The sequence below is a fragment of the Clostridium drakei genome (genome assembly GCF_000633595.2).
GTDB classification, from domain to species: domain Bacteria; phylum Bacillota; class Clostridia; order Clostridiales; family Clostridiaceae; genus Clostridium_AM; species Clostridium_AM drakei.
This window is the reverse complement of record NZ_JIBU02000048.1, coordinates 70103-95885: the sequence shown is the minus strand read 5'-3', so window position 1 is coordinate 95885 and position 25783 is coordinate 70103. Positions and strand designations below refer to the sequence as shown.

Genomic DNA, 25783 nt, shown 5'->3' with positions numbered 1-25783 from the left:
TTTAATTATTAAGAAAATATTTTTGCAAGCTTTAAGGCTAACATAGTCCTATCCTTTATTCCTGTTTTATCATAAATAGTACTTATATAATTTTTTACTGTACCTTCAGAAATATATAGGAATTCTGCTATTTGAGAATTTGTATATCCATCAGAAAGCAACTGACAAATCTCTATTTCTCTTTCGGTTAAATTTTTTAATAAGTCAACGTTATGATATTTGTTTTTATCTGTATTTTCATTTGAGCATTTTGACATTATATTTGCTAATGCAGTCATTACTTTACTATCAAGCATGCTTTGGCCATTCATAACATTGAAAATTCCTTGGACAATGACTTTTGTTCCTGCATCTTTTAATAAGTATCCATCTGCCCCATGCATCACTGCCTTCACAATGTTTTCTTCATCATAAAAAGTTGTCAAAACAAGTATTTTCATCTTAGGATATGTTGTTTTTACCTTTAATATCAATTCCTGTCCCGACATTCCTTCCATGTTTAAGTCTACTAATGCTATATCTACTTGTTCTTTTTCTAAAATATCTAATGCTTCTTTTCCATCATGTGCTAATCCTGTTATTGCAAAAGATTCATTCATAGATAAGATTAACTCAAGGCTTTCCAAAAGAAGTTTTTCATCATCTACTATCAATATTCTAATTTTATTCATTCTTATCACCTGCTCTTGTTGGAATTTTTAGCATTACCAGAAGTCCTTCTTGATTTTCTATTTTTAAAATCCCACCTATAGAAATTAAGTAGCTTCTGATTTTTTTAATTCCAAATCCAGAGTCCAATAATTCCTCATAATTTCTCATACTTTGTATACCTGTTCCATTGTCCTGAACTATTATATTTATATTATTTCTATCTACATTTATAATAACAATAATAGCCGTTGCATTTCCATGCTTTACACTATTTGTAACTAGTTCCTGCAATGCTCCTATTAAGAAATCAATTCTTTCTATACAAATACTCTGCGTTTTTAATTGCTGTTCACTATAATCGATTTTGGCTCTTATTTTAATATTAAAATCCTCTTTTAATTTATCAATATTTACATTTATTAATTTCATCACATCTTCTATAGTTTGTCCATTTTCTTTTGTGTTTACCCCACGTACTGCTTTTCTAATGGCTTCAAGACTCTCACGCATTCTTATATTAGCAAATTTTATTTTTTCCATTGCTTTTTTAGAATTCTTATTGTAGACCGCTTCTGCCGCATCCAAACTCATAATCGCCGCCATTATTGTATGACCAACGCTATTATGTATATCTCTGCTTACCTGCTCCCGCTCCTCATATTTTATCTTCTGCAGAGCAATAGATTTTTCCAGTTCAAAAACCTCTTTATCTTTTATAAACTTATGGTAATTAAGCATGAGTCCAGAAGTACGATTACATAATATATAAAACAAACTTCCACAGCATAAATATTGAAGTATTCTTGGCACAGCTCCATATAGCATTATATTTTTTAATCCAGTAAAGGGTTCAACCCATGGTTCCATCAAAAAATAAAAGCTAAGTAAATGGGCTATTAATATATTAAATACTGATTCAATAATTACCACTATAAGCTGTTTCTTTCTAAAATACATAGATGCTAATATTGTTGGAATAACAAACATTAAAACTGTTTGAAAGGTCAATAATGTATAACATATTCCTGTAGAAATCACAGCACAAGTAAGTATCAAATACTTTGTCCATGCTTTCTTAAGTTCAAATATATCTACTAAAATTGTTGGCAGCAAAAGAGGAATTATAAGTAATACATTCATTTTTACCATAACATTCTGCACGGCATCAAATACATGAATTAAATTTAAAAATCCTGCTACAAAGCAAAAATATAAAACAATACGCATGGCCTTTGATACTGTTTTATTTGTCTCTATTTCATTTTTCCATAATAATTCATCCACCTGATTCATCTTATCCCTCTTGTCTATAATATTAATTGCATAAAAATATTATTAGCTTAAAAGCTTCATTTAAATATCTTAAAATTCTTCAAAATTATTTCTATAATTTTATTCAATACTTGGATATTCTTATAAAATTAACTCCATCACTTGTTAAATATGAATTATAATTAGTATAACATAAATAAAATCCCCTATAACATAGTCTTGGAGAACATAAAACACACTTCAATTTTTACTTAAAATCCTTTAAAGCCTTTGATATAACCCTATCTGCATACTATTTTCACCACTGTCTCCACGTGGTGGAGGCGAGGCACGATGGATGAAATCCACTATCGTAATAATGTAACTTTTCACCTAAACTATAATAATATATTATGTAGACAATTTTTCTAAGTATGCCAATGATATAAAATTGGATACATATACATCGCTACAATTTTTCTAAATTTATTGATATAAGATAGAGATAAAAATCCACTGTTGTAAATTAGAAGAATTATTAGTTTATGTATATAAATTACTAATTTTAAAAGGAGAATAAAAATGACATCTTTAGGCAAATGGATTCCCGTATCATCAGGTACTACTATGGGTTTTTCCAGAGTATCATTTGGTAATAATACTCTGGTTGCAATTGGTGGATATAGTCTCTGTTTTACTTCTAGTGATTATGGACAAAGTTGGAATCAAGGTGGTTCTACTGGAATTTGGGCTAGAGACATTTCATTTGGGAATGGTACTTTTGTAGCAGTTGGAACATCTGGCACAAATATTTCCATTTCTAACGATAATGGAAACACCTGGAGTGCAACAACTTCTGATGTACCTACCCAGTATTCTATCGACGGAATTACCTATGGAAAAAATATCTTTGTTGCAGGTACAGATTACGGTTATAATATTAGTTCTAGCAACGGAAATACTTGGACCCAGGGTACAAAAGTTACAAATACTATTAATAGAATTTCTTTTGGTAATGATACCTTTGTTGGAGTTGGTGCCTCAGGAGGTGTTTATACATCCCCTGACGGAAAAAACTGGAGTGAAAAAAACACTGGTGATTCTAGTGGATATACAGCAATTTGTTGGGGAAACAATACCTTTGTTATTGGTGGAGATCAAGGAAAAATATTTACATCTGTAGATAATGGAGAAACTTGGACACCTAGGTCTTCTAGAACTTCCAATGACTTACTTGAAGGAAGCTTTGGTAATGGAATATTTGTCTTAGTTGGAGATAACGGTACTATAATTACTTCTCAAGATAATGGTGTAACTTGGACCACTAGTTCTTCTGATACTTCCTATGTATTGTCTGGAGTTTCATATGTTAATAATAAGTTTATTGTAGTTGGAGATCACGGTACTATTCTTCAGTCAACCTTATATATTCCACCATCACGCGGAATTAATTTATTTATACAACAATGAATCCGTTGAATTTCTAACTCAACGGATTCAAAAATGTGTTTTAAAATTATACCTAAACAAAACTAACTTTCATGATTAATCATCAATGGTAAACTTTGAAATATCATCAAAACTGTAATCCCAATGTTTGTTAGAGTATAACTCTTTAACAATATTATTTACTTCATCCTCAGTTAAATCATAGTTAACTGTCCAAATAATATTTCTTAACCCTCTTGGAGCTACTATAAATTGTCCAGGGGGAACATTTTCAAAATTGATATTCTCATCCAATTTCTTGTTACTCAATATATTTGTCCAAAAATTATTTTTAGAAAAACTTAATTTATAATAATATGGTAAAAAATATTCTATGCCCGCTTCTCCATATTTTTCTCTAACAACAATATTAATTAGTTTTTTATTATTATAATTTATAATCTTAGAGTGAATAATTAAAGATGATATTTTATTTTTCAGTTCTTCAACATATTTCTGATTTATGTTATTGCTATTTGTAAAACTAGATAAAACAAACGAGGGCATTATATCTTCATTATTATTTAGGCAATTATATGCTAATCTACTAACTAAATATTTAATTTTTTTTAATTTTTCATGATTTACCTTTATAGCAACTAAATCTAAATTTAAGTTTTCTACAATGTTTTTTAGTATAACATTTACATCATTTTCAGTATTTGATTTGGAAATGCAGGCTATTATTTTACTATAAGGCATACCTATGAGTGGACCTCTTTCTATATAAGTAAGTATATTTTTTGTGGTATTTACCTTATTTTTACCCAATTCATATACTATTTCAATAAGGTTCATATAACACATATCAAGTACTAATATATCTATATCAACACCAGTATCAGCTTTAACAAGATTTATTGCTTTACACATTTCCGATACACCCATCATACAAGGCTTACTTTGACTTAAATCTGGAAGGGTTGCAACAAAATATGCACCATGACCCGAAAGTATAAGCATGTATTTCCTAGCCTTATAGGTATTAATTCCCCAAATGATAAAATCATATAAAGTTTTATAATCTGCCATATTAACTTTTCCTAAATCTTTAAGTAACATGGATTTATCTTTTAAAATATAGTATCTTCTTACACCTGCCCATACTTCATTATCAAAAGAAATATTGCAAGTAGGTCTTATTATCTTAACAACATCTCTCGATTCCCTTCCTATTTGCATCACTACACTTATATTAGAACTTGAACCTACTTTTTCTGCATCTAATTTTGATTCCCATATTTCTGGTTCTAGCTCGTTGTTACCATTTGCATATATAAGTATAGTCCATTCTTTTCTTTTCATATTTTAAATACCTCTCTTTAAATAATTAGTTATTTAAAGTTTTCTATAATCACTGTTAAGTAGAGTTCATTCTAAATATTTTATGAATGGAGATATTTAAATGTTACTGTTAAAAATATACTAAGTCTAATTGATAACACTGTGTATTTGGCGGAGGCAAGGGGTGTTGAACCCCTGTCCGAAACGATAATACCTAAACATCCATAAGTGTATTTCTTATTTTAACATTCCCTACACCAGGCATCCATGAACAGGATTCCATTATCTTTAGTTAATAAATAGAGATAATTAGAGTCATTAATAAATTGTTAACAATTTGTTTTATACCAAAACACATGCTGTATTTTCATATATACTATGCTAAAAAATTCGGTAAATCTTCTATCCATGTTTTAAAACTATCACAATATTCTTCAACTTCCCTTTTATCATCATAGTAATAATATACTTTTGAATCCAATGTACTTATACAAAAATAATCTCCATTTCCTATTCCATAGAATGGTATCATATTTGCATTACAATTACCATTTTTCATTTCATGATTATATATATCTTCTATTGTATCATTAAAATAATTTTAATATAGTTCTTTCCATATCGATCAATAATTCTCCTTTATAGACTAATTCTAGGCTAATAACTTTATAACTTATTGATTTTATTTTTTCTTATCTGGATTATCCTCAAAGTTATACCTACATGCTTGAAATATTGATTTTACTAGGTTTCATCTGTCCAAGTGACACCCAAATTATACCCAAATGCATCCAACTTTAACCCTAAAAAAGAAAACTTCAACAGACACCATTTCAGCATCCATTGAAGTTTTGCTATTAGCTTAAATCAACCACCAAAATGAACTTTCACTGAATATCCTATGTTTCCCATAGTAGCAGATAACAAAATCCTTTTGATGCTTATTTGTTGTTTTTAGAGTGTATTTGCTTTGTGGTAGATTGTAACTCACTGCATTATGATAATTATGCAGTATAGTATATGCCTAAATACGTATACAAGCTTTAGTAAATACTTGGTTGTGATTTCATAAATATTTTTTGTAGCTAAATTCACCAAATTTTTCAGTTATATTATTCGCTCAGCATTTTCAAAAATGCAGCAAAACTATCTGCTACTTTAATAGTAACAGGTTTGAAATCATCTGATTCTTCATGAAACCATACAGAAATAGAAGGTTTTTTATTATCCCTGAAATCTAAACATACAAAGTCACCTGCAAATAATGCTGCAAAAGGAATGATATTCGCTCCAACTAAATTTTCATCATCAGTTAGCCTTGTATCTATTTGATTCTAGAAATATTGTTCTAACTCTTCTATTGAATTCAATTCAAATATATCTGTTGCGATCAACTCTATTGTTTCTTCTGGAAGTGCCTTTATTTTCTCTTTATATTCATTAGGTATTTTTTTAAACTTTTTCATCAACATTTTAATTAAAAGTTCAGTTTTTCCTTCTTCTTTACCTTTTTCAATTCCTTCATTTATTAAGCTTTTACCGAGTTCAGTCATTCTCAATTCCTCCTTTACTCTTTCTAAATCTTTTCCGCTTAAAAATTTACTTGCAAAAGCATATAGTATTGATTCTACGTCATACTTATAGTCATTGCTTATATCTTTTACTACGTTTATAGCATTAATTATCTTGTCTACTATGCCTATCTTTCCACCCATAATAGGCGTGAATGTTAAAGATATTATATCCTGTTTTGTAATATCCTTACCCGATTTTATTTCTTCTACAATATCATTATAGATCTTATCTCCGTCTTTATCAGCCATAGATATAGAATTTACTTTGTATTCATTTATTCCTGTCTTTAAAGTATTTGCTGGATTTTTTATATTACCTGAATAAACAACATATGTAAGCACATCTTTTCCAGTCTGATGGCTCAACATTGATTCATATACTCTAAACCTTCTTAAATCTGTTTTTCCTTTATTAGTCGTCTGAAACTCAAAATGTATAAAAGTGTCATCTTCCATTAGGAAAGTGTAATCCATGAACATATTTTTAGTTTCTAGAACTACTAATTCTGTTGGCCCTAATTCCTTAACTTTTTTGTTTATACCAAAGAATTTTAATCCTTCCTCCGCAAAAATATCCATTGCTCTTTTCATAATTAAATCTTCGTAGTTTGTAGGCTTCATTAGTTCACCTTCCTAGCTTTTTATTATACCTCTATTTTAATTCATTAGTATCAATACTTCAATTAAAAGTAAATTTTTTAGCAAACATAAACCTCCAGTTTCTGTATCTTATTTTTACATAAATGCAAGCAAGCTCACCCAAGGCTTCGCAAACACCCCTGATGCCATTACAAAAATTAGAAGTTTTTTTATTCGCTATTCGTGTTGTAGTTAACAAACTTACTACAGAATTATTATGCACTTAATTATTTTTAACCTAATATTGATATTATTTATATTAAAAAAATTAAAATTGTTAAGCAGTAGGTTATTAATTTTGTATTCAGTTTAGTCATTAGATATTAGTTTAATATAATTCTAGTTGTTGTTTTTGTTCCTCTGCAATTTTTCTAAAGGGTTCAAATAAATCATGCATACTTTTAATAAATAATGGGTCACTTATTAATTCATTATCTTTATTTATTTTATCAAAAATAATATAGAAATTTTCCTGTTCATGTATTGATGATTCTGCTGATATATCATCATCATCACTTAATCTATCAATTAAATCATATAGACTTATTCTTTTTTCTATATATAGCATATAATAGTATCCAACCACAGCATCATATTGTGAAAATTCATTATTCTCATAATAACATTCTTCTATCTTTTTATCATACACTGCTGTACATAATTCATCTATGTCTTTTGCTAATGAAATTTTATATACCCATTCTTCAACATCATTATTGTTTAATATTTGTTTATCTGCCCACCCTTGCCAGTCTGATTTAGAATAATAACCACTTATAACTGCTATATATATAATTTGCTATTGTCATTTAATCACCTCTTTCATGGTGTATCAGGATGCAATCCTGGAACACCATCACCATGTTTCCATTATAATTCATATCTAGCTGCTTCTGCAGGCTCCATCATATCAACAAAAGTTTTTTCAATATTACCTACCCCTTTGAAGCTGAAACTGTAGCTACAAAAGCAAATGGTAGTAATATTTTTTACCTATTACTACCATTTTAACATCTATTCTATTTTTATTCATCTACTCACTGCATAATGATAATTATACAGTTAAGTATTTTTTTAAAATTTGTTGATATTCCTATACATTTGAAAATTTATTATTATGCATTTACATATACTATAGTTTTTTCAGTATATGTTTTATTCTTCAAGTAACTCTACACCCATTTGTGGATAAAATTTCACTCTTATTTTTTTCTCATCTTCACTATTTATAATCATGTCTCTATCACTCTTATTAATACTTACTACTTTTTTAAGTTTACAATTAAAAATAATATTTTCTTTATATGACAATGTTAGTTCAGCTAGTTGAGCATAAACATTTATAAATAGTGTAATAGAAAAACCTTGGTTATCCTTATTTGAATATATTAGCTCACCTTCTTCAATACTCCCAATACTAATTGGCTCACTATTGAATAATTCAAGCAATTCATATTCATCGTACTTTATATACATATTATCCCTCCATTATTTTGGTATTACTGTAATTACATCTCCATTTCCGTTTACAACCACTTTCACACTTTCTGTTTCATGTAGAAAAGTGTCTGGTCTGTTTCCTGGAATAGGCTTTGCATTTTTAATAGCATCTTCAATTACGCTTGGTGGTATATTTCTAGGATCTATATACTTATCAACAAATGTTGAATATCCTTTAGTCTGAGGAACTAATCCTTTTTCTTGAGCAAGTTTTGTTGCTCTTTCATACAACTCTGCCTTTACTTCTGGCGTATTCGGTGCCATTCTCTCCATAGCATGTTGAGAATAACTTCTTCCATTGATAGTTCCTCCACCAACTGACATCTCCCACTTAGCTTCAGCCGCCCCCTCTATAGGTGAAACAAAAATAATCCCTGTTGATATCTTCGGTTCATTAGTATAAGCAAGTTTATAGCCATATGTTTTAGTGCTAATAACTTGACCATCTTTTGTTATTATATCATCATTAGGAAGTTCTACTCCATTAAATGTAGGTGGAGAATTTTCTGTTAAAACATAAGTATAAATATATCCACCTTTTTCATAAGTTATTTGTTTAGGCAAATTAGATATCTCATTTGAAGAATATGTCTTAAGTCCCACATTGAATCCTAAAATATCACACTTAATATATTTTTCTGCTTCTTTATATGTAAATACAGTTTATTTTATCTTCTTATATTCATCTTCTCCCAAAACAATCTTTGCATATATTTATAATTAGCAAAGGAATTAACAGCAAGCATAAACTTCTAGTTTTTGTTTCTATTGATTTTTCGTTAAATTTCAATAATGCAACAAATCTTATTTACTATTTATAAGCTTAATTATTGATTGATTAATTATCTATAGATTTAAATAAGTTTCTCAGGAGTAAACTTAGAGGAAATCCTCTTTATCAAAACATAATCAAGTATAAAAAGTATACATCCCCCTATAAGCATTACAACTTTACTAATCAAAAGTAAGCCTGTCATTTGAGCTACTAATATAAGGATCACTGGAATGACAAGGAGACCACTTACTTGCTGTGCTTCCTGGAAGGTTTCTGACTTTGCGGATACCATAACAGTAAATACTAGCGATAATAAATTGATTGCTGGACAAATCCAAAATATTGTTATAAGCCATTTTATATCTGGAAAAATTAGTCCTCCAAAATAGACAAAGCCACCTATATTAAATATGATTCCAAAGACTATAAAGGAAACTAAAGTCACGATGTAAGAAGGTACAAAGACCCCTAAAATCTTGGCTCTAAGCAATTGTTCCATGGATATTGGTGTATAAAGCAGAGATTCCAGAGTTTTATGCTCCTTTTCCCCTACAAAACTGCTGGCTCCAATAACTCCTGAACACATTATTGGAATTATAAGAAAGTAGGATGGGAACATAAAGTTTACAGCTATTTTTATTAAGAGTTGTGCTGGAGTATAGGTTGTATATTCATAAGGCAGTTTTTTTATAAGAGGAGCCATTTTTGTGAACATATCTGAATCATTTCCAATATATTTAGCACATATTAGTATTGCTATTGGTATAACTACAACCAAAATAATAGGTACAATAGTCATAGGCATAATAACCCTTCTTGAACTTGTTATTTCATTTATATCTTTATATATCAACGCTTTTTCATTTCCACTCATATTCTAGCCACTCCTTAACTCTAAGGTTATCTCTTAGTATTTCCTTTTATATATTTAAAGTACAATTGTTCTAGTGACCATTTCTGCTGCATGGCCTCATAAATTTCTCCTCCACCTGTCAGTATGCCTTGTATCAGACTATTTACCTCTTTGTCACCTGAAATAGCTTTGCTATATATATCATTACCTTCATGGGTAAATCCAAATTCTTTAGAAACATTTCTTCCTCTAATTTTCAATTGAAGAGCCGCATTTTTCTTTGAAGCAAGCTCATCAAAGGTACCTAACCCAAGGATATCCCCATTGTTAATAAAACCATATAGTGTGCAAATATCTTCAGCATATTTTAATTGATGGGTACAGAGAAAGATTGTAACCTCGTTTTCCTCTGCAAGTTCTTTTATAAGCCTTGTAACATTCAGCGCATTTTCTGGATCTAAACCAGAAGTAGGTTCATCAAGGAATAAAATCTGAGGATTGTGAATCAGTGCTACAGCTAAGGACACTCTCTTTCTCATTCCTGTACTAAAAGACTTTACCTTTTTATTCTTTACCTCCAGTAACTCCAGCCTTTTCAATATAAAATCAGTCCGTTTATTAATGGATTTTTCATCCATTCCATGCATTTTTCCAAAGAATATTAGATTTTGCTCAGCAGTAAGGTTCTCATAGCATGATGAACTTTCCGTCATAACTCCACATAATCTATGAATCTCAAGATTATTTTCTCCTACAGGTATCCCTAAAATTTCAGCATATCCTGATGTTTTCGAAAGAATTCCATTGAGAATCCTAACTGTAGTGGTTTTCCCTGAACCATTAGGGCCAAGAAATCCAAATATCTCTCCTTTTGATATACTTAAACTTATGTTATTCAAAGCATTAGTCTGACCATCATAAGACTTTTTAAGATTTTCTATATTTATTGCATTCATTTTTTTCACCTAATTTTTCTTTTAGCTTTTTAACAAGCAAACTATACCGTTCATCTTCTCCAAGCGGTGTAAATGCAGGATTTTCAGCAACTATATCGACAAGATTTTTCTTGATTGTTATGTCATCTATCGGTGTGTTTGTTCCAATACAGTTATTATCTTCAAACCATTTATCTATATGAGTAAAATATTCATTTTCTTTAAAACTCAATGGAAATCGGATACTACAAACAGTATTCACATATTGCTCTAATGCATCTATCGCCTTTTCTTTCTTTTCTTGAATCAAATACCCTTGCGCTGCAACTATATGAATTCCAAAAACATCATTTGTCAAGATCTCTTTTAAATTAAAGCAATCAATAATCTGAATACCCTGCGAATAAATTTTTTCAAACAAAGCTGGTTCCATCATGTTTAGGGAAAGATAATTGTTTAAAAGCGTTAACGTGTTTATTATATTATTATAAATTAGTATTTGGTTCACTTCCTTTGCCTTATCAACTTTCCCTTGCATCCTATATGCATTAATCAATATAACGTCATCTCCGGTGTATGGATCTAATTTATTATCCATCAAGCAAATAACTTCTTCGCTATTCCCTAATGCCATCTCTGCCAATGCTTCCATAGTATTTGCTTTTTTTATTAAAGAAATATTCTCTGATTCATCTTTTACTCTCTTACTTAGCAATATGCATTTCTGAAAAATTTCTTCCTTACTTTCATCAGTTTTTGATAAAGTTGAATAGTTTAATAATAACTGAATCATAGAAATCAAAAAGGGAAAACAAGAATTATATTTTTTTATTAATTTATTACACTCTTCTATTACTTCCTCAAATGACTTTACTGCAAATTCATGTAAAAGCTTATTATAGATTTTTTTAATCTCTTCCTTTGTAAGTTGAGGAGAATATCCCAATAATTCATCCACTGAAATATTAAAATAAGTTGCAAGCTCAGGAAGAAGTAAAATATCCGGATAACTTAATCCAGATTCCCATTTAGACACAGAAGCTTTAGAAACCCCAATATAATCTGCTAGCTGTTCCTGTGTTATCCCCTTCTCTTTTCTCTTTTGAACAATGCATCTACCTATGTTTAACTCCTTCATATCTATCACCTCTAATAATATTTTATGCAATAGATTATCTCTCGTAAATGGATTTGTAGTTGACATTAGTAGAAAAAGTTAACCAACAGGAAACTTCATTTAGATTCCAATTGGGAACGTGACCTAAAATTCCATCCTATGCTAGTTTTTTAGATCTTCCTAGAAGCTAAGAATGAATTTCTTCTCTAATTTTAAAGGATAATAAGACATTTTAGATTTTCTAAGTCCATCAATGCCCAAGTCTTGTTCCCTATTTATTATTTCTGCATCATTAAAACATTTATCTATCAATGTTTTTGCGATAAAACTATATATACCATTTATATTTTTATCACCTTTTTCAATATGAATCACAGCAAGTTTTTCATTTAAACTTTCACCAATACTAAATGCCGCTACTTTTCCATCAACATATACTGCTACCCCCTTAAGGTTTAATAAACTCATATTATTAACTATATTCTTTATTGCCAGGAGTTCATAATACAGTTTACTATCTTGTTCATCCGTTTCCTCATACCATTTTTCAGCTGCAAGGATAACATCTTTAATTACTTTTTCATCGTTTATTTCAATTACCTCATAGCTGTAGTTCTTGGTAAAAGCGTTGTAGTGATTCTTTTTGGAATGAAGCTTTTTACCTGATAAAGTCATAAGCTTTTTTGCTTCATATAAATAATCAAAGTTATCTCTATCTTCTTTTATATAAAACCCGTTTTTTTCACTAAGCAAAACATTTAATTCTTCTATAAAGCTCTCCTCTAAATCTTTAAATAAATATTTCATATGATTTTCTTCTCTATATGCTTTTAATTCCTTTATAATCTCTCCTAGGTCTTCTCTTTTGTATCCTAAAGGTTGCATGAAATGATAGTTTCCATCAAAGTCCTTCTTTTTTAGTATAAGAGCCTGCTTATGTATGGCGTACTGAACATCACAGGCATCTTTCCAAATATATAAACTTGTAAAGGAATATTCACAACTGAAAAATTTATATGGATAAATATATTTGTCTATAATCTCTTTGTCTTCTAAACATAATTTTTTAAATATCATAAATCAACCATCTTTCTATATTAATATTTATTTTTTTGAAGATGCCTTACACATCTTAATAAATAAGCAGCCGGACAGTATCTTATTATCTCTCAATACTAAGATACTATCCGACTACTAATCATTAGCCATTTTTTGCTAGTAAACTTTCTAATTATACACCTATAACTTCTTTAACTCCTATAACTTCCTTTTTTAGAGTTTGTTCTATAATCATTTTTATAGTCATCATTGCTGAAGGGCAATTTCCACAAGCACCTTTCATTCTTACTCTTACAATTCCATCTTTATTAACATCTACAAGTTCTACATCCCCACCATCTCTTTGAAGTATTGGGCGAATTCTATCTAAGGATTTCATTACTAATTCTTTCATATTTTTAATTTCTCCTTCTATATATAGTATACAAGGTACTAAGCCCCATTGTCATGGCTATGTCTATTTACGACATTTATCTATACTTGGAAAGATACCTCATCAGATACCTTTTGATTGAACATATGATCTATTCTAGGTAAGGAAATTCCTAAAGTTTCTTTAAGCACATCTTCTATAGTATCTACAGGTATAATTGTAAGTTGCGTCTTCACTTCTTCCGGCACGTCTTTAAGGTCAATTACATTGTCCTTTGGAATTAATACTTTTGTTATACCAGCTCTTTGGGCTCCTAATAATTTTTCCTTTAAACCACCTATTGGTAGTACTGCACCTCTTAAAGTTATTTCTCCTGTCATTGCAATTTTGGAATCCACCTTAATGCCTGTGACTAAGGAAGCAAGGGCAGTAAATAATGTAATACCCGCAGATGGACCATCCTTAGGAACCGACCCTGATGGAACATGAATGTGTAAATCTCTTTCCTTAAAATTAATTGAATTCATTGGTAATCTTGACTTTAATAAGCTTAAAGAGATTCTAGCTGATTCTTTCATCACATCGCCTAATTTACCAGTTAATGTAACTTGTCCATTTCCTAACATATCAGTTGCTTCAATAAAAAGTATTTCTCCTCCAACAGGAGTCCATGCAAGCCCAGTGACAACTCCTGGTGGATTATCTAGCTCAGCCTTATCATGCCTTGAAACTTGTCTTCCTAATAAGTCCTCTAATTCCTCTATTTTAACTTTATAAGGTAATTCTACTTTATTAGATACTATTTTCTCGGAGGTTACTCTTGCTATGGCAGCCAATTGCTTTTTTAGTCCCCTAACTCCAGCTTCTAAAGTGTAATCACTAATTATTTTTTGTAACACATCATCCTCAACAACTAATTGTTCCTCTGATAATCCATGCTCTTCAAAAACTTCTGGAACTAAATGATTTTTTCCAATATGGAACTTTTCATTTATTGTATAGCTGGAGATTTGAATGACTTCCATTCTATCCAATAATGGGCCTGGAATACTTTCAAGAGAATTAGCTGTAGCAATAAAGAAAACCTCTGACAAATCATAAGGTAGATCTAAATAATGATCTGTAAAGCTGTTGTTCTGTTCTGGATCAAGCACCTCAAGTAATGCACTAGCAGGATCTCCATTATAACCAGTCATTAGCTTATCGACTTCATCTAAAACCATAACAGGATTACTTTCTCCTGCCTTTTTTATGCTTTGAATAATTCTTCCTGGCATAGCTCCAACGTAAGTTCTTCTATGTCCTCTAATTTCTGCTTCATCTCTAATTCCACCTAAACTCAAACGAATATACTTTCTGTCAAGAGCTTCTGCAATACTTTTACCTAGACTTGTCTTTCCTGTTCCAGGAGGTCCTACAAGTAATAGGATTGAACCTTTCTTGTCTTTCTTTAGCTGCATTACAGCTAAATGCTGTATTATTCTGTCCTTAACCTTGGATAGTCCATAGTGCTCATCATCTAAAATTCGTCTTGCTTCCCCTAAATTAATAGGTTTTGCTTCACTCTTTTTCCAAGGCAGTTGTACTAATAGGTCTAAGTAATTACGTATAATATTATAATCTGAACTATTAGCACTTTGAGATTGCAATTTATCTAATTCATCAAGAGCAGTATTCTTTATATCAGGTGGCATCTGCGCTTCTTCAATTTTACTTAAATAATCTTTATTCTTTTTAACACTTTCTCCCTTCCCTTCATTTAGTTCCTCTTGAATAACTTTTAATTGTTCCCTAAGCATTGATTCTCTATAATGTTTATTTGCTTTTTCAGAAACTTTCTCTGCCAGCTTAAGCTGTAATTCAAGGGTTTCTTTTTGTTTTAGAAGGTAGTCCATAAACTTTAAGCTTCTCTCCTTCAAGGATTGTGTTTCAATCAAATCATACTTTTCAACCTTTGATATTGGCATGAATTGAGATAAATGGACAATGAATGAATTTAAGTCCTTTATCTCTTCAATTACCTTCATGTATTGCTCTGACCCTTGGAATTTCTTACTTATTTCATGGGTAACTTTTTTCATATATCCTAGCATTTCTTCCTGGCTTTTTTCATTGAGATCAATATTATCAGGTGAAACATCATATTCAGCATGTATAAAATCATTTTCAATACTGAGAGTTCTTACTTCAACTCTATCTAAAACTTTAATCTTAAGCTGGTATCCCTTTTCTATTTTCTCCACTCCATCAACTTTAAAGGAAACACCTACCTTGTAAAAATCCTCTTCTTTTAGTTCTTTTTTATTAAAGTTTTGCTTTAGGGGTAATGCAATATTTGCAATATCTTCCCTTGCTAAATTTCTTAGTTCCTCTTCACTAAGCTTACTTATTCTAAGTATAAAAATTACGCCTGGCAATAAAACTGTATCAGATATAGGAATAACTATTCCTTCTTTATTGTTTTTTTCTAAATTTATCATAATATTTTTCCTTCCTTCACGAGTCTTTATAAATGAACGTTCGTTTAATTATTTATTAAGTTATAGCGAGATAATTTTGTGCTAATAGATTTAATAAAATTATCTCGCTTTAAATTTTTTTATGTTAGCAAAGCATCCTGTATAATCTCAATCATCTCTTGGAGCAATTCTGCTTTTTCCGCTTCACTTTTGTTGTTATTAATTGCAATTGCTTTTACTGGATAAAATATAATTGCTAGTAAATTATCATTATTATAATCCTTGATAATATGGTTCTTTTTCATCTCTGCTATCAAATTATTAATATTGCAAATGCCTTTTTTTTCTGAACAACCACAAGCTAATGATGGACAATTTGAAAACTGATCTACGAAGTGAAAAATTTCTTCATGTTCTTGAATATAAGTGTAATAACTTCTCACAAGTGTTTCTATAAGTTGTTGTCCTTTCATTCCTTGATGTACTCTATTTAAAATATAATTGAAAATTTCTTCTGAGTACTCGCGATAAATATGCTGCAGCATGGTTTCTTTGTTTTCATAATATATATATACCGTTGCTGGAGAAACCCCCGCCGTTTTAGCAATTTTTGAAATAGAAGTACCATGAAACCCTTGTTCAAGTATTAACTTTATTACTGCTTCTTTTATACTTTTTTCTTTTTCATCATCTTTTTTTCTCATATGACCACCTCTATCTATATTTGTATAATAAACGATCATTCATTTATTGTCAATAGTAATGGCCAAAATTATTAGCAAGTTCAGCCAAGGCTTCACAACCACACCCATGGAAGTTAACAAATTGTTACAATTTCTTTTGCTAATGCAAAGGAAAAAATTCTATCTATCATAAATTTACAATAGATAAAGCATATTTTTGAAGTACGACATAAAAACACCGTAAAATTCAGTTTGATATGCTCCCCTTAAGGTAGACAGATTAAAAAATAAAAATTTGAATATGGTCCTATAGGATTTGCAGCTTTTTCAGTTAAAATAACCTTTTTTTTCATGAATAACATCTCCTTACAGTACTTAAATTATATAAAACAAATAGATTATTTAAATCTTAAAAACAAAAGCATAATAGGTATGGTGATTATAGATAGAATGTGTGTAGCTAAAACACACTTTGAGGCTAAAATCGCATTATAATTATACTTTTCACAGAACAGCACTGTAATAGTAGCTGTTGGAATCACCTCTGCTGCTATGCAGATGTTTTTTATTAAAGGTGTCCAATTAAGGAAACTTATCATAACAAACATTATGATAGGAGCAATTATAAGCCTCATAAATGAACAAAAGTATACATCCTTATCAAATATAATTTCTTTAAATTTCATTGAAGCAACCTTCTCACCTATTATCATCATAGATAAAGGCATGGTAACAGCTCCTATATCACTAAGTGTTTGTTTTATTATGAAAGGTACTTTTATAGATAACATAAATATGAATAACCCCACTACTACAGCAATTATATTAGGATTATTTAAATACTTCTTTAGAGCAATGCCACTTGATTCATGAGAAAAAAGCCCTTCCCCATATGTCCAAAATAGTATCTGATAGGGGATTAAAAAAATTGATAAGTAGAGAACTCCAATTTGACCATAAAGTCCATATATTAAAGGCACTCCCATTGCCCCACCGTTAGGAAATATAAACATAAATTTAATTATTTGCTGTTTATCAATGTTATATTTACCTAAAACAAACTTACTAAGTAGTATGATAGCAACATGAAATATAACTGATATAATAAAAATCTCCAGCATGCTACCCAATAATTCTTTAGAATAACTTATTATAAAAGAACTTACTACTAATGCAGGTAATGCAATATTCGTTAATATGTTAGATAACCCTCTACTTAGTTCATCATTAATTAAATTCTTCTTTCCTGAAAAACAACCAACGCCCATTATCAAAGCTAAAATTGCAACTTGATTTACAATATTAATATAATTATTCAATTTATTAGCACCTTTCAAATTATAAAATAAAACTGAATGATGTGGATTTATAACTACACACCATTCTTAATTGAATTATTTATCATTATTTAATATTTTTTCATAGCAATAGAATGGTTCTTCCTTTCCTAAAAAACTCATCTCTCCAACTAAGTCATAACCACATTTTTTAAATAATGCGTTCATTTTAGTATTTATTGAATAGGTATCTGTTTTTAAATATCTTATATTGTTAGCTAAAGCTAATTCATCAACAAATTTCATTAATTCAGTACCAATTCCACTTCTTCTGTAGTTCGGATTAACTGCCATTCTATGAACAACCATACATTCTTCTTTCAATGACCAGTTTAGCCCATTATACTCAACTGGTTCTACTTTATTAATGCATACGAAAGCAACCAACTTTCCTTCTCTTTCTGCTACATATAAGTCTCCTTTTTGAATATCCTTCATAAAATCTTTTTCCTGAGGGTAATTTTCATCCCACTGCGTATTATTGTAGGTTCGCATTTCTGCAATAGTTTCCTTTATAATTTGCATAATTTCTTTTGTATCTTCAATAACTGCTTTTCTCATTATAAAATCCTCCTAAAAATTTTTTATTTCTTTCCAATCACTTTCAATATTTTCTCTCATTTTCTTAACTAATTTACTGACCAGTTCCTTTTCCTCACTGTTAAAATTCTTAAAGCAAGCCTCAATATTTCTATTTTCTTCTTCAATAATAAATGTGTATACTTCCAGTGCTTTTTCCTTTGGATAAAGTCTCCACATTCTTTTATCAATGTCATCTCTTTTTTTATCTATATACCCTGCTTCAATAAGTTTCTGTATAGCTTTTGTTGTGGTAGTTTTATCTACTTTTAAAAGGTTTGATAAATCAATTTGATTAATTCCTTGATTTTCACATATCCTTGTTAAAAATGTAAATTGACCTTTTTGTAGATTTATTTCTTTAAATTTTAGGTCGCTTATAGAATGAATGCAGCGGGACAAAGTTCCTATCTCTCTTAATATATGGCTATCTAAATCTTTAATACGACTTCACCTCTTATAAACTTAGTTGAAAGTTCAACTATATTGTATTTATAATAGCATATATTAGTTGAACTTTCAACTAGTATATGCTATATTCTTTCCCACCAAAGCTACATAATTCATAAAATCTTCTTAAACATTAAATTTTAAGAATCTGTTAGCCTTTAGTTTTATTTGACGTAAAAACAATTCGGGTATTTCCACCATACAAGTACCAAATCACTTTAATCAATATTAAAACTTTCTCTCACCAATTGCATAAACAATAACATTGCAGGACTAATCCACTTGTTCTTATGATAAGCATATATTGCTGTAATTTTAGTATCAGAGCAGCCTATCTCTAATTCTTTTAACTTACCATTTTCCAGTTCTTCTTCTACTGTAAAACGAGGCAAGAAAGAAATGCCTAAATTGCTTGCAACACATCTTTTTATTGCTTCAATGCTCCAAAGTTCAATTGTGTTATTTAAAAATATCTTGGGTAAATGATTATAAGGAACAGTATAGAGAATATATTTTCGATGCTTGTAACGATAGTAATGCAAAGGTACGAGAAATGGCGAAGTGGGCAATTCAAAAGCTGAATCTGCTTTAAGTACTTTACTTTCAATTATATATTTTATGGAGGAACAATTTTATGAACAATTTAGCAGTATTTTTCACCTATACACTTTTAACTGCATTTACACCAGGTGCAAATAAAAGTCGATCATGTTCCCAATAAATACAACATTGTAGTTACATTTATGGCACGGAAATTGTAAACCAAATTTTATCTCTTGAAATTCCTAATATATTCATAGAAGAGTGTCATAGATTAGCTGGAGAATGGTGTCTATTACTAAAAATGAGAGCGAGTACGCCAACAGATATTTCAAACTTTATTGATACTCTATGGAAAATACAGGGTATCAAAGAAACGTCTACTACTCTTGTTTTATCCACTATATTAGAAAATGGAATGCGCAAATAGTACATAAATAAATTTTGAATGGAGAAACAAAAATGGAACTTAATACAAAAAAAGAACACAGAAATGCTATTTTAGCCTATTTCGCTGTCTGTATTTTCTGGGGTTCTACCTATCTTGCAATAAGAATTGGCGTTGGTGAGCTTCCGCCAACAATTTTTGCTGGAATTAGATTTATTATTGCAGGCGGCTTAATGTTTGGATATGCTGCCTTTAAAGGACTGCCTATGCCTAAGAATTTATCAGAAATCCTAAAAATCTCTATTGTAGGAATATTTCTTCTTGTTGGCGGAAATGGAGGAGTCGTTTGGGCTGAAACCAGAGTTAGTTCGGGTATAGCATCTTTAATGGTTGCAACAGTACCACTCTTCATGGCACTTATTGAATCCTTGCTACCTTCCAAAACAAAAATTAACGTTAAGGGTTGGATAGGATTATTAATTGGTTTTGCAGGAGTTGCCTTTCTAGTACTTTCAGACTGGCATAAAGCCCCCATAGATATTATAGGCATAACCTTATTAATTGCATCAGCTTTATCCTGGGCACTAGGTTCAGTATATTCTAAAGGCTTTACTACTTCTGCATCAACTATATCAAATATTGCTATACAGATGCTTGCTGGAGGATTTTGTTTATCATTAATCGGAACTTTTTTTGGAGAATTTTCAAAAATGCATGTTACTACTAAAGGCTTAGAAGCATTATTATATCTAGTGGTTTTTGGATCCATGGTTGGTTATAGTTGCTATATTTATATATTAAAAAAATGGCCTGCTGCCAAAGCTGGTACTTATGCCTATGTAAATCCACCAGTGGCAGTAATTCTAGGTGCTATTTTTCTAGGAGAAGTTATATCATTAAAGATAGTTATAGCTACAATAATAATCTTAGCAGGAGTAATTTTAGTTCAAAGTTCAAAAACAGAAGCTATTACAAAATCTATAAAGAGTTCAGGTTACACAGCTGAAGCTGCTGAAATATCAGTAGAAAAAGTTGAAGAAATAAAAAAGAAAATAGCTAACTAAATTATAATCAGTTCAGAGGAATAGTGTAACAGCTATTCTTCTTTTTGGAGTCAGACACATGACCATGAAGTTTACAATATTTTAAAAATATAAAATGTTAAATAAGGTTTGCTACACTAAACTTTCAATACAAAATATAGTAAATTCTAATATCTTTTCATCCATAAAAAACATCATCTTATATAATATTATAACCCACCATTTCTTATATCTTTTAACAATCCTTCAAACCATTGAACATTTACTAAATGATGAGAACGTGAATTTTCTAACATTTTTTTAAAATAAGTAGGGATACTCTCATTATGCCCAAGAGATTGATCTAATAAAAAAATTTTCTGTTTAGTTTGTTCGATTTGCATTTCTATTAGTTTTGTTAGCCCCTCACCTTTATATTCATTAGCAAATAGCATTGCTGCATAAAAAGATAAATTTATATATTCTGTCTTAGAACCATACTTATACATCAATTTTTCAAATTCTTTGTTCCCTAGTTCAGTGATAATATAATTATGTGTATCTCTAATATTGTCTACTTGGTCAACTTTTTTAATATATTGTTTTTCTTCTAATTGTTGAAGATTATAATAGAATGACCCTTTAGTGAAATTTACTATATATTTATAGTGTCTCTCTTCCATTAAGGCTAATAATTCGTATCCATAAGAACCTGGGTTTTGTTTTAATAAACCTAAAATTAGTAATGGTATCAAAAAAACACCTCCTTTATATTATTCATCAAAATTATGCTAATAGTTATTCCATAATTATAAAGTTTAACCATTGTTGATTTGTATGAGTTGAGATTCAAATTCATCATATGATATTTTTCCTAATGCAAAATCCATACTCTTTACATATATCTTTTCTATTTTGGTATGTGTTCTAGCATGATTAAGATTTATCAACTCATTTTCATTAATTAATGGCTTCAATACATGTTGCTTATTAGAAAAGGCTTCAAAATATCGTAAACCAAATTTTCTCTGAGAAATTGCATCAATATGAATACCATCAGGATTAGAAGTTAAACCTGATGCTGTAACAAAGTAACAATTATCTTGTTCAAAAGCAAACTTTTGTAACTCTTCATTAATAAATTTATATTCAGTGCAGTGTTTTCCAAATCCTTCTTTGCCTAAAAAATCTCCTAAACCTCCAATGATGATGGGGATATCTGGAGCATTCAACTCCTTTCTAAGAGCCTGAATAATTAAAAGTAATTTTTTGTAATAGACTTTGTAGTTACCATTAATACTATCATTTTCTCCCTGATGCCATAGAATTCCTGTTAACTCACTACTTTGCATAGCAAATTTAGCTTCAGTTATTGCATGTCTAAAAAGTACTTCGTCTACAGCCCATTCATCCAGTGAGCTTCCACCTTCAGCACAAGGAATTAAGCCAATAGTATCTTCTTGATTTTTATGACACCATGCATCTGCAAATGAACTAGCCAGACTTATTCCTGAAACAGGACGGTCATAATTGATGGGCTCAGTCATCATTTGCCATCTGCCATTACGCAACATTTGTATTCTTTCATTATAAATCGGTGTTACTTCATGAATAAAACCTCTTCCTGCCATATTTGACTGTCCTAACATTAAAAACGATTTAACCATTTTTTTATCCTTTCTTTTTTAAACATTAATTCATTACTTCAGTAGATTTTCCTATATATCAAAAACTACTAAATTTATTACTAGTCTAATTAGACTAACAACACTTAATTATTATAGTCTAATTAGACTATTTGTCAACTACTCGTTTAAGGATATCATCTCCATTACTTTTGTCTTTCCATTTAGTCATTTTTCCTTTGCCTTATTTAGAAATTCCTCAACAATTTTAGCAAGCTCAACCTTTCAGGTTTCGCAAAAACACGCAGTGCTTTTGCTCTGCGTGTAAAATCATTAAATATTATCTTAGTTCTATATGAATTTCTTTTCCTAGTCCTTTTGCAAGCTTACTTAAAAAATCTAAAGAAGGATTGTAGTTTCCACTTTCAAGCCTGCTAATATTTGATTTTTGAGTTCCTATTCTAGAAGCTAATTCTTCTTGTGTTAAATTTAATTCTCTTCTTGCTTTTATCACCTCAGAAATCAACTCATATCGAGGCTTTAGCTTATTATATTCTTCTTTAAATTCGCTATCCTGCATAAGCTCTTCTTTGATAACAGAGAAATCAACACTTGCTTTACTCATTTTCACACCTCTTTTCAAAATCTTCCTTATATCCTTTTGCTTTTTCAAGTTCTAATTTTGGCGTTTTATCTGTCTTTTTAAGGAATCCATTCAGCAATACAAAAGTATCTCTATGATAAGTGAAGTAAAATATTCTTGATGCATCTGATCCTAATTTTATTCTTAATTCATATATTCCCTTGTATTGTTCCCCTTTAATAGGTTTTACATAAGGCTCTTTTAAATAAATGCCATGTTCTTGTAAAAGTTCTATTTCACTATATGCTTTTGCTCTCATTTTAGGTGAAAGTGATGATAAAAATTCCATTACAGGAATGTTACCATTTTCTCTTTGGTAGAATTCAACCGTTGCCAAAACCTTATAAAACCTTATAAAGCTTGTTTAATTCCCTGTTCAACGTGTCCGATTTTGTATCTCAAAAGAATATACTACTTTCGTTTGATATAACACTCCAAGGGCTTAAATTCCCATACAACGCATGGTACATATTAGTAGTATCGTTCAAGTGATTAAACTACTAATTCATATCTGCTTAGATTAATACTTGCATTATAATCTCTATCTATAACACAACCACATTCCTCACAGATATATGTCCTTTCAGATAATGAAAGCTTTAGTTTTACATGACCACACTCACTACAGGTCTTTGATGATGGATACCATTTATCAGCTTCAACAAATTCAATTCCATTAAATTCACATTTATATTGAAGTTGTCTTTTAAATTCATACAACCCTTGCTGTGCTATAGCTTTCGATAAATGCTTATTTTTCATCATTCCTTTAATATTAAGTGTTTCCATAACAACTCTTGATGGTTTGGTTTTCACTATCTTATTCGTTGATTGGTGACTATGATTACTTCTTATATCAGCTAATTTTCTATAAAGTAATTTAATCTGCTTTTCCATTTTTATAATATTACTTGTTTTGACAAACTTACTCCCTTCTTTATTTTTTAGGTATTTGCAAGATACCCTACGCTGTAATCTACGTAGCCTTTTTTCAAGTTTCTTAACTTTTTTAGTTTTATTAATATTTTTAAATATCATTCCATTAGAACATATAGCTAAATCTTTTACTCCAACATCTATACCAATTGATTCATCAGTTAATTCAATTACTGGTGGTTCTGTTTCTATCCCTACAGATATATACCAATACTTACCGTCAAAACTTACTCTTGGATTAGAATACTTAACACCCATTGGTATTTGCTCTGCTGTTTTAACCCAACCTACTTTTTCAATTAAAACTATATTAGGCTTAACTTTTAGCTTTATATTGTCATTATAGAATGATGGTTTAGACTTTCTTCTACTTTTAAATCTTGGCTTATCTGCTAATCCTTTAAAGAACCTTTTAAAAGCTTCACATCCATCTTTAACAGCTTGTTTTGCCACATTATTAGATACTCCACTCAGCCATTTGTATTCTTCTGTTTTCTTTAAGATAGTTAATTCTTTTCTTAAATCACCATCAAATATAAATTTTCCACCATTTCTATAATTTTCTTCTTGTCTTGCTAAAGTCCAGTTATAAATAAATCTTGCTGTACCAACAGATTGCCATAGTTTTTGTTCCTGCTCTATACTTGGAATAATTCTAACTTTTTTCGCCAGTATCATTCTCTAACAACTCCTTAATCATTTTCTTTACTTTATTGGCTCTCTTCCCTTGAAGTCTACAGCTAAAAACTGTAACAATTTGAATTAAATCTTCAACTAATTCCTGTTCTTCTGTTTTTTCAGTATTGTCTATAATTTCAATAGTTGTTCCATATTTATTGCATAGATTTTCTATGATTTCAAAACCAAACCTTAATAATCTATCTTTATATAGAATTACTACCTTTTCAACCTCTGAATTAGTTATTAAGTCTATTAGTTGATTTAACCCTTTTTTATTGTAATTAATTCCACTTCCTATGTCTTGAATAATTTCAAATTGATAACCTTTAGCATACATATATGTTTTAACATTCTCAATTTGTCTTTCTAAATCGTCTTTTTGCTTGTGAGAACTAACTCTACAATATCCAATTACTTTTTTGTTTAAGTTATTTTCTTGCTTTAACCCTAAAAAATGATTAAGTTGTTCTTGTGAATAATACCTGTATCCATTTTGTTCTACTCTTATAGATTTTAATGTTCCTACTTTATCCCAGTTTCTTAATGTTTTAGTTGTTTTACCAATAGCTTTAGCAAAGTCACCTATTGAATAATATTTCAACAGAATCACCTCCTAAAACTATTATACTATACATTGTAATAATAATATATACTTTTCTAATGTTTTCTAATGTTTTATTTGCTATTTATTAACCTCTTCAATACTCCCAATACTAATTGGCTCACTATTGAATAATTCAAGCAATTCATATTCATCGTACTTTATATACATATTCATGAATTTAATTTCTAACCTCCCCCACTTAAGTTGATAATGAATAAGTATTTTTTAGTAAAAATTTAGATATGCACTCCTTACAATAAATTATCTATTTAGATCTCAGCTTCATTTAATCTATCAATATAGTCACTTTGTTTTTCTACTCACTATTTCATTTTTC

The 25783-nt window shown here is 29.8% G+C and carries 29 protein-coding genes; 3 read left to right on the top strand and 26 right to left on the bottom strand.

Going from position 1 to position 25783, the window contains the following annotated elements; all coding sequences use genetic code 11:
• Positions 1-8: 8 nt before the first annotated feature.
• Together EG57_RS0220610 and EG57_RS0220605 are read right to left on the bottom strand one after the other, a co-directional pair.
• Positions 9-671: a response regulator gene (locus EG57_RS0220610; protein ID WP_032078983.1), complete on the bottom strand. Its 663-nt coding sequence runs from the start codon at positions 669-671 to the stop codon at positions 9-11.
• Positions 664-1944, bottom strand: coding sequence for a sensor histidine kinase (locus tag EG57_RS0220605; protein ID WP_032078982.1), 1281 nt, complete (start codon positions 1942-1944; stop codon positions 664-666). Before EG57_RS0220605 ends, EG57_RS0220610 begins: the two co-directional genes overlap by 8 nt.
• A gap of 540 nt (positions 1945-2484) precedes the next feature.
• Here EG57_RS0220605 and EG57_RS0220600 point away from each other — a divergent pair.
• Positions 2485-3372 carry a WD40/YVTN/BNR-like repeat-containing protein gene (locus EG57_RS0220600; protein WP_052038025.1) on the top strand — a complete coding sequence of 296 codons (888 nt, stop codon included), beginning with the start codon at positions 2485-2487 and terminating at the stop codon, positions 3370-3372.
• A gap of 75 nt (positions 3373-3447) precedes the next feature.
• On the opposite strand, the gene EG57_RS0220595 is transcribed toward EG57_RS0220600, so the two are convergent.
• The 18 genes from EG57_RS0220595 to EG57_RS26020 form a co-directional block, all read right to left on the bottom strand.
• Entirely contained in the window at positions 3448-4695 is a 1248-nt protein-coding gene (locus tag EG57_RS0220595) for a clostripain-related cysteine peptidase (protein ID WP_032078981.1), read from the bottom strand.
• A gap of 355 nt (positions 4696-5050) precedes the next feature.
• Positions 5051-5257 (bottom strand): SMI1/KNR4 family protein, encoded by a 207-nt coding sequence (locus tag EG57_RS25245; RefSeq protein WP_278246489.1) that lies wholly within the window; start codon positions 5255-5257, stop codon positions 5051-5053.
• Between the two features lie 529 nt (positions 5258-5786).
• Positions 5787-6002: an SMI1/KNR4 family protein gene (locus EG57_RS26030; RefSeq protein ID WP_084572289.1), complete on the bottom strand. Its 216-nt coding sequence runs from the start codon at positions 6000-6002 to the stop codon at positions 5787-5789.
• A 6-nt stretch (positions 6003-6008) separates the two neighbouring features.
• The gene (locus tag EG57_RS0220585) at positions 6009-6869 is read right to left on the bottom strand and encodes a DUF4351 domain-containing protein (protein WP_052038024.1); all 861 of its coding nucleotides are present in this window, start codon (positions 6867-6869) and stop codon (positions 6009-6011) included.
• 346 nt (positions 6870-7215) lie between these two features.
• Positions 7216-7536 carry a hypothetical protein gene (locus tag EG57_RS0220580; protein ID WP_032078980.1) on the bottom strand — a complete coding sequence of 107 codons (321 nt, stop codon included), beginning with the start codon at positions 7534-7536 and terminating at the stop codon, positions 7216-7218.
• A 506-nt stretch (positions 7537-8042) separates the two neighbouring features.
• Positions 8043-8363 (bottom strand): hypothetical protein, encoded by a 321-nt coding sequence (locus EG57_RS0220575; RefSeq protein ID WP_032078979.1) that lies wholly within the window; start codon positions 8361-8363, stop codon positions 8043-8045.
• 12 nt (positions 8364-8375) lie between these two features.
• The gene (locus EG57_RS26820) at positions 8376-8990 is read right to left on the bottom strand and encodes a hypothetical protein (protein ID WP_084572276.1); all 615 of its coding nucleotides are present in this window, start codon (positions 8988-8990) and stop codon (positions 8376-8378) included.
• A gap of 251 nt (positions 8991-9241) precedes the next feature.
• On the bottom strand, positions 9242-10036 hold the full coding sequence (locus EG57_RS0220565) for an ABC transporter permease subunit (protein ID WP_032078978.1): 795 nt from the start codon (positions 10034-10036) through the stop codon (positions 9242-9244).
• Positions 10037-10062: 26 nt separating this feature from the next.
• Positions 10063-10971, bottom strand: coding sequence for an ABC transporter ATP-binding protein (locus tag EG57_RS0220560; RefSeq protein ID WP_032078977.1), 909 nt, complete (start codon positions 10969-10971; stop codon positions 10063-10065).
• Positions 10943-12088, bottom strand: coding sequence for a helix-turn-helix domain-containing protein (locus EG57_RS0220555; protein ID WP_029160345.1), 1146 nt, complete (start codon positions 12086-12088; stop codon positions 10943-10945). The genes EG57_RS0220560 and EG57_RS0220555 overlap by 29 nt, the downstream gene beginning before the upstream one ends.
• Positions 12089-12247: 159 nt before the next feature.
• The gene (locus tag EG57_RS0220550; protein WP_032078976.1) at positions 12248-13144 is read right to left on the bottom strand and encodes a DUF2156 domain-containing protein; all 897 of its coding nucleotides are present in this window, start codon (positions 13142-13144) and stop codon (positions 12248-12250) included.
• Positions 13145-13298: 154 nt separating this feature from the next.
• Entirely contained in the window at positions 13299-13520 is a 222-nt protein-coding gene (locus EG57_RS0220545; protein ID WP_032078975.1) for a NifU family protein, read from the bottom strand.
• 80 nt (positions 13521-13600) lie between these two features.
• The gene (gene lon, locus EG57_RS0220540) at positions 13601-15979 is read right to left on the bottom strand and encodes an endopeptidase La (protein ID WP_032078974.1); all 2379 of its coding nucleotides are present in this window, start codon (positions 15977-15979) and stop codon (positions 13601-13603) included.
• Positions 15980-16098: 119 nt separating this feature from the next.
• Complete coding sequence (locus EG57_RS0220535; RefSeq protein ID WP_029160349.1) at positions 16099-16662, bottom strand: TetR/AcrR family transcriptional regulator; 564 nt, start codon at positions 16660-16662, stop codon at positions 16099-16101.
• Positions 16663-17039: 377 nt separating this feature from the next.
• On the bottom strand, positions 17040-17960 hold the full coding sequence (locus EG57_RS0220530) for an AEC family transporter (RefSeq protein WP_032078973.1): 921 nt from the start codon (positions 17958-17960) through the stop codon (positions 17040-17042).
• Positions 17961-18035: 75 nt separating this feature from the next.
• On the bottom strand, positions 18036-18539 hold the full coding sequence (locus EG57_RS0220525; protein ID WP_108849435.1) for a GNAT family N-acetyltransferase: 504 nt from the start codon (positions 18537-18539) through the stop codon (positions 18036-18038).
• A gap of 12 nt (positions 18540-18551) precedes the next feature.
• A complete protein-coding gene (locus tag EG57_RS0220520) occupies positions 18552-18959 on the bottom strand; it encodes a MarR family winged helix-turn-helix transcriptional regulator (protein ID WP_349675072.1) in 408 nt (135 codons plus the stop codon).
• Positions 18960-19225: 266 nt separating this feature from the next.
• On the bottom strand, positions 19226-19549 hold the full coding sequence (locus EG57_RS26020) for a LysR substrate-binding domain-containing protein (protein ID WP_242859904.1): 324 nt from the start codon (positions 19547-19549) through the stop codon (positions 19226-19228).
• Between the two features lie 179 nt (positions 19550-19728).
• Here EG57_RS26020 and EG57_RS27500 point away from each other — a divergent pair, with 179 nt between their 5' ends.
• Together EG57_RS27500 and EG57_RS0220515 are read left to right on the top strand one after the other, a co-directional pair.
• A complete protein-coding gene (locus EG57_RS27500; protein WP_084572275.1) occupies positions 19729-19977 on the top strand; it encodes an Lrp/AsnC ligand binding domain-containing protein in 249 nt (82 codons plus the stop codon).
• A gap of 32 nt (positions 19978-20009) precedes the next feature.
• On the top strand, positions 20010-20999 hold the full coding sequence (locus EG57_RS0220515; protein WP_084572274.1) for an EamA family transporter: 990 nt from the start codon (positions 20010-20012) through the stop codon (positions 20997-20999).
• Between the two features lie 188 nt (positions 21000-21187).
• On the opposite strand, the gene EG57_RS0220510 is transcribed toward EG57_RS0220515, so the two are convergent.
• The 6 genes from EG57_RS0220510 to EG57_RS0220485 all read right to left on the bottom strand — a co-directional run bounded on the left by EG57_RS0220510 (position 21188) and on the right by EG57_RS0220485 (position 25443).
• Positions 21188-21712, bottom strand: coding sequence for a PadR family transcriptional regulator (locus EG57_RS0220510; protein WP_032078970.1), 525 nt, complete (start codon positions 21710-21712; stop codon positions 21188-21190).
• Between the two features lie 63 nt (positions 21713-21775).
• A complete protein-coding gene (locus tag EG57_RS0220505; RefSeq protein ID WP_032078969.1) occupies positions 21776-22624 on the bottom strand; it encodes a sialate O-acetylesterase in 849 nt (282 codons plus the stop codon).
• A 298-nt stretch (positions 22625-22922) separates the two neighbouring features.
• A complete protein-coding gene (locus EG57_RS0220500) occupies positions 22923-23207 on the bottom strand; it encodes a helix-turn-helix transcriptional regulator (protein WP_029160357.1) in 285 nt (94 codons plus the stop codon).
• The gene (locus EG57_RS0220495) at positions 23200-23562 is read right to left on the bottom strand and encodes a type II toxin-antitoxin system RelE/ParE family toxin (RefSeq protein WP_032078968.1); all 363 of its coding nucleotides are present in this window, start codon (positions 23560-23562) and stop codon (positions 23200-23202) included. The genes EG57_RS0220500 and EG57_RS0220495 overlap by 8 nt, the downstream gene beginning before the upstream one ends.
• A 155-nt stretch (positions 23563-23717) precedes the next feature.
• Positions 23718-24839 (bottom strand): RNA-guided endonuclease InsQ/TnpB family protein, encoded by a 1122-nt coding sequence (locus EG57_RS0220490; RefSeq protein WP_029160358.1) that lies wholly within the window; start codon positions 24837-24839, stop codon positions 23718-23720.
• On the bottom strand, positions 24817-25443 hold the full coding sequence (locus tag EG57_RS0220485; protein WP_032078967.1) for an IS607 family transposase: 627 nt from the start codon (positions 25441-25443) through the stop codon (positions 24817-24819). The genes EG57_RS0220490 and EG57_RS0220485 overlap by 23 nt, the downstream gene beginning before the upstream one ends.
• Positions 25444-25783: the final 340 nt, after the last annotated feature.

Bases quoted from the DNA above. Each gene is read 5' to 3' on its own strand.
- EG57_RS0220610 (WP_032078983.1), bottom strand. From the start codon at position 671: ATGAATAAAATTAGAATATTGATAGTAGATGATGAAAAACTTCTTTTG.
- EG57_RS0220605 (WP_032078982.1), bottom strand. From the start codon at position 1,944: ATGAATCAGGTGGATGAATTATTATGGAAAAATGAAATAGAGACAAAT.
- EG57_RS0220600 (WP_052038025.1), top strand. From the start codon at position 2,485: ATGACATCTTTAGGCAAATGGATTCCCGTATCATCAGGTACTACTATG.
- EG57_RS0220595 (WP_032078981.1), bottom strand. From the start codon at position 4,695: ATGAAAAGAAAAGAATGGACTATACTTATATATGCAAATGGTAACAAC.
- EG57_RS0220585 (WP_052038024.1), bottom strand. From the start codon at position 6,869: ATGAAGCCTACAAACTACGAAGATTTAATTATGAAAAGAGCAATGGAT.
- EG57_RS0220575 (WP_032078979.1), bottom strand. From the start codon at position 8,363: ATGTATATAAAGTACGATGAATATGAATTGCTTGAATTATTCAATAGT.
- EG57_RS0220565 (WP_032078978.1), bottom strand. From the start codon at position 10,036: ATGAGTGGAAATGAAAAAGCGTTGATATATAAAGATATAAATGAAATA.
- EG57_RS0220560 (WP_032078977.1), bottom strand. From the start codon at position 10,971: ATGAATGCAATAAATATAGAAAATCTTAAAAAGTCTTATGATGGTCAG.
- EG57_RS0220555 (WP_029160345.1), bottom strand. From the start codon at position 12,088: ATGAAGGAGTTAAACATAGGTAGATGCATTGTTCAAAAGAGAAAAGAG.
- EG57_RS0220550 (WP_032078976.1), bottom strand. From the start codon at position 13,144: ATGATATTTAAAAAATTATGTTTAGAAGACAAAGAGATTATAGACAAA.
- EG57_RS0220545 (WP_032078975.1), bottom strand. From the start codon at position 13,520: ATGAAAGAATTAGTAATGAAATCCTTAGATAGAATTCGCCCAATACTT.
- lon (WP_032078974.1), bottom strand. From the start codon at position 15,979: ATGATAAATTTAGAAAAAAACAATAAAGAAGGAATAGTTATTCCTATA.
- EG57_RS0220535 (WP_029160349.1), bottom strand. From the start codon at position 16,662: ATGAGAAAAAAAGATGATGAAAAAGAAAAAAGTATAAAAGAAGCAGTA.
- EG57_RS0220525 (WP_108849435.1), bottom strand. From the start codon at position 18,539: ATGAGAAAAGCAGTTATTGAAGATACAAAAGAAATTATGCAAATTATA.
- EG57_RS0220515 (WP_084572274.1), top strand. From the start codon at position 20,010: ATGGAACTTAATACAAAAAAAGAACACAGAAATGCTATTTTAGCCTAT.
- EG57_RS0220505 (WP_032078969.1), bottom strand. From the start codon at position 22,624: ATGGTTAAATCGTTTTTAATGTTAGGACAGTCAAATATGGCAGGAAGA.
- EG57_RS0220500 (WP_029160357.1), bottom strand. From the start codon at position 23,207: ATGAGTAAAGCAAGTGTTGATTTCTCTGTTATCAAAGAAGAGCTTATG.
- EG57_RS0220490 (WP_029160358.1), bottom strand. From the start codon at position 24,839: ATGATACTGGCGAAAAAAGTTAGAATTATTCCAAGTATAGAGCAGGAA.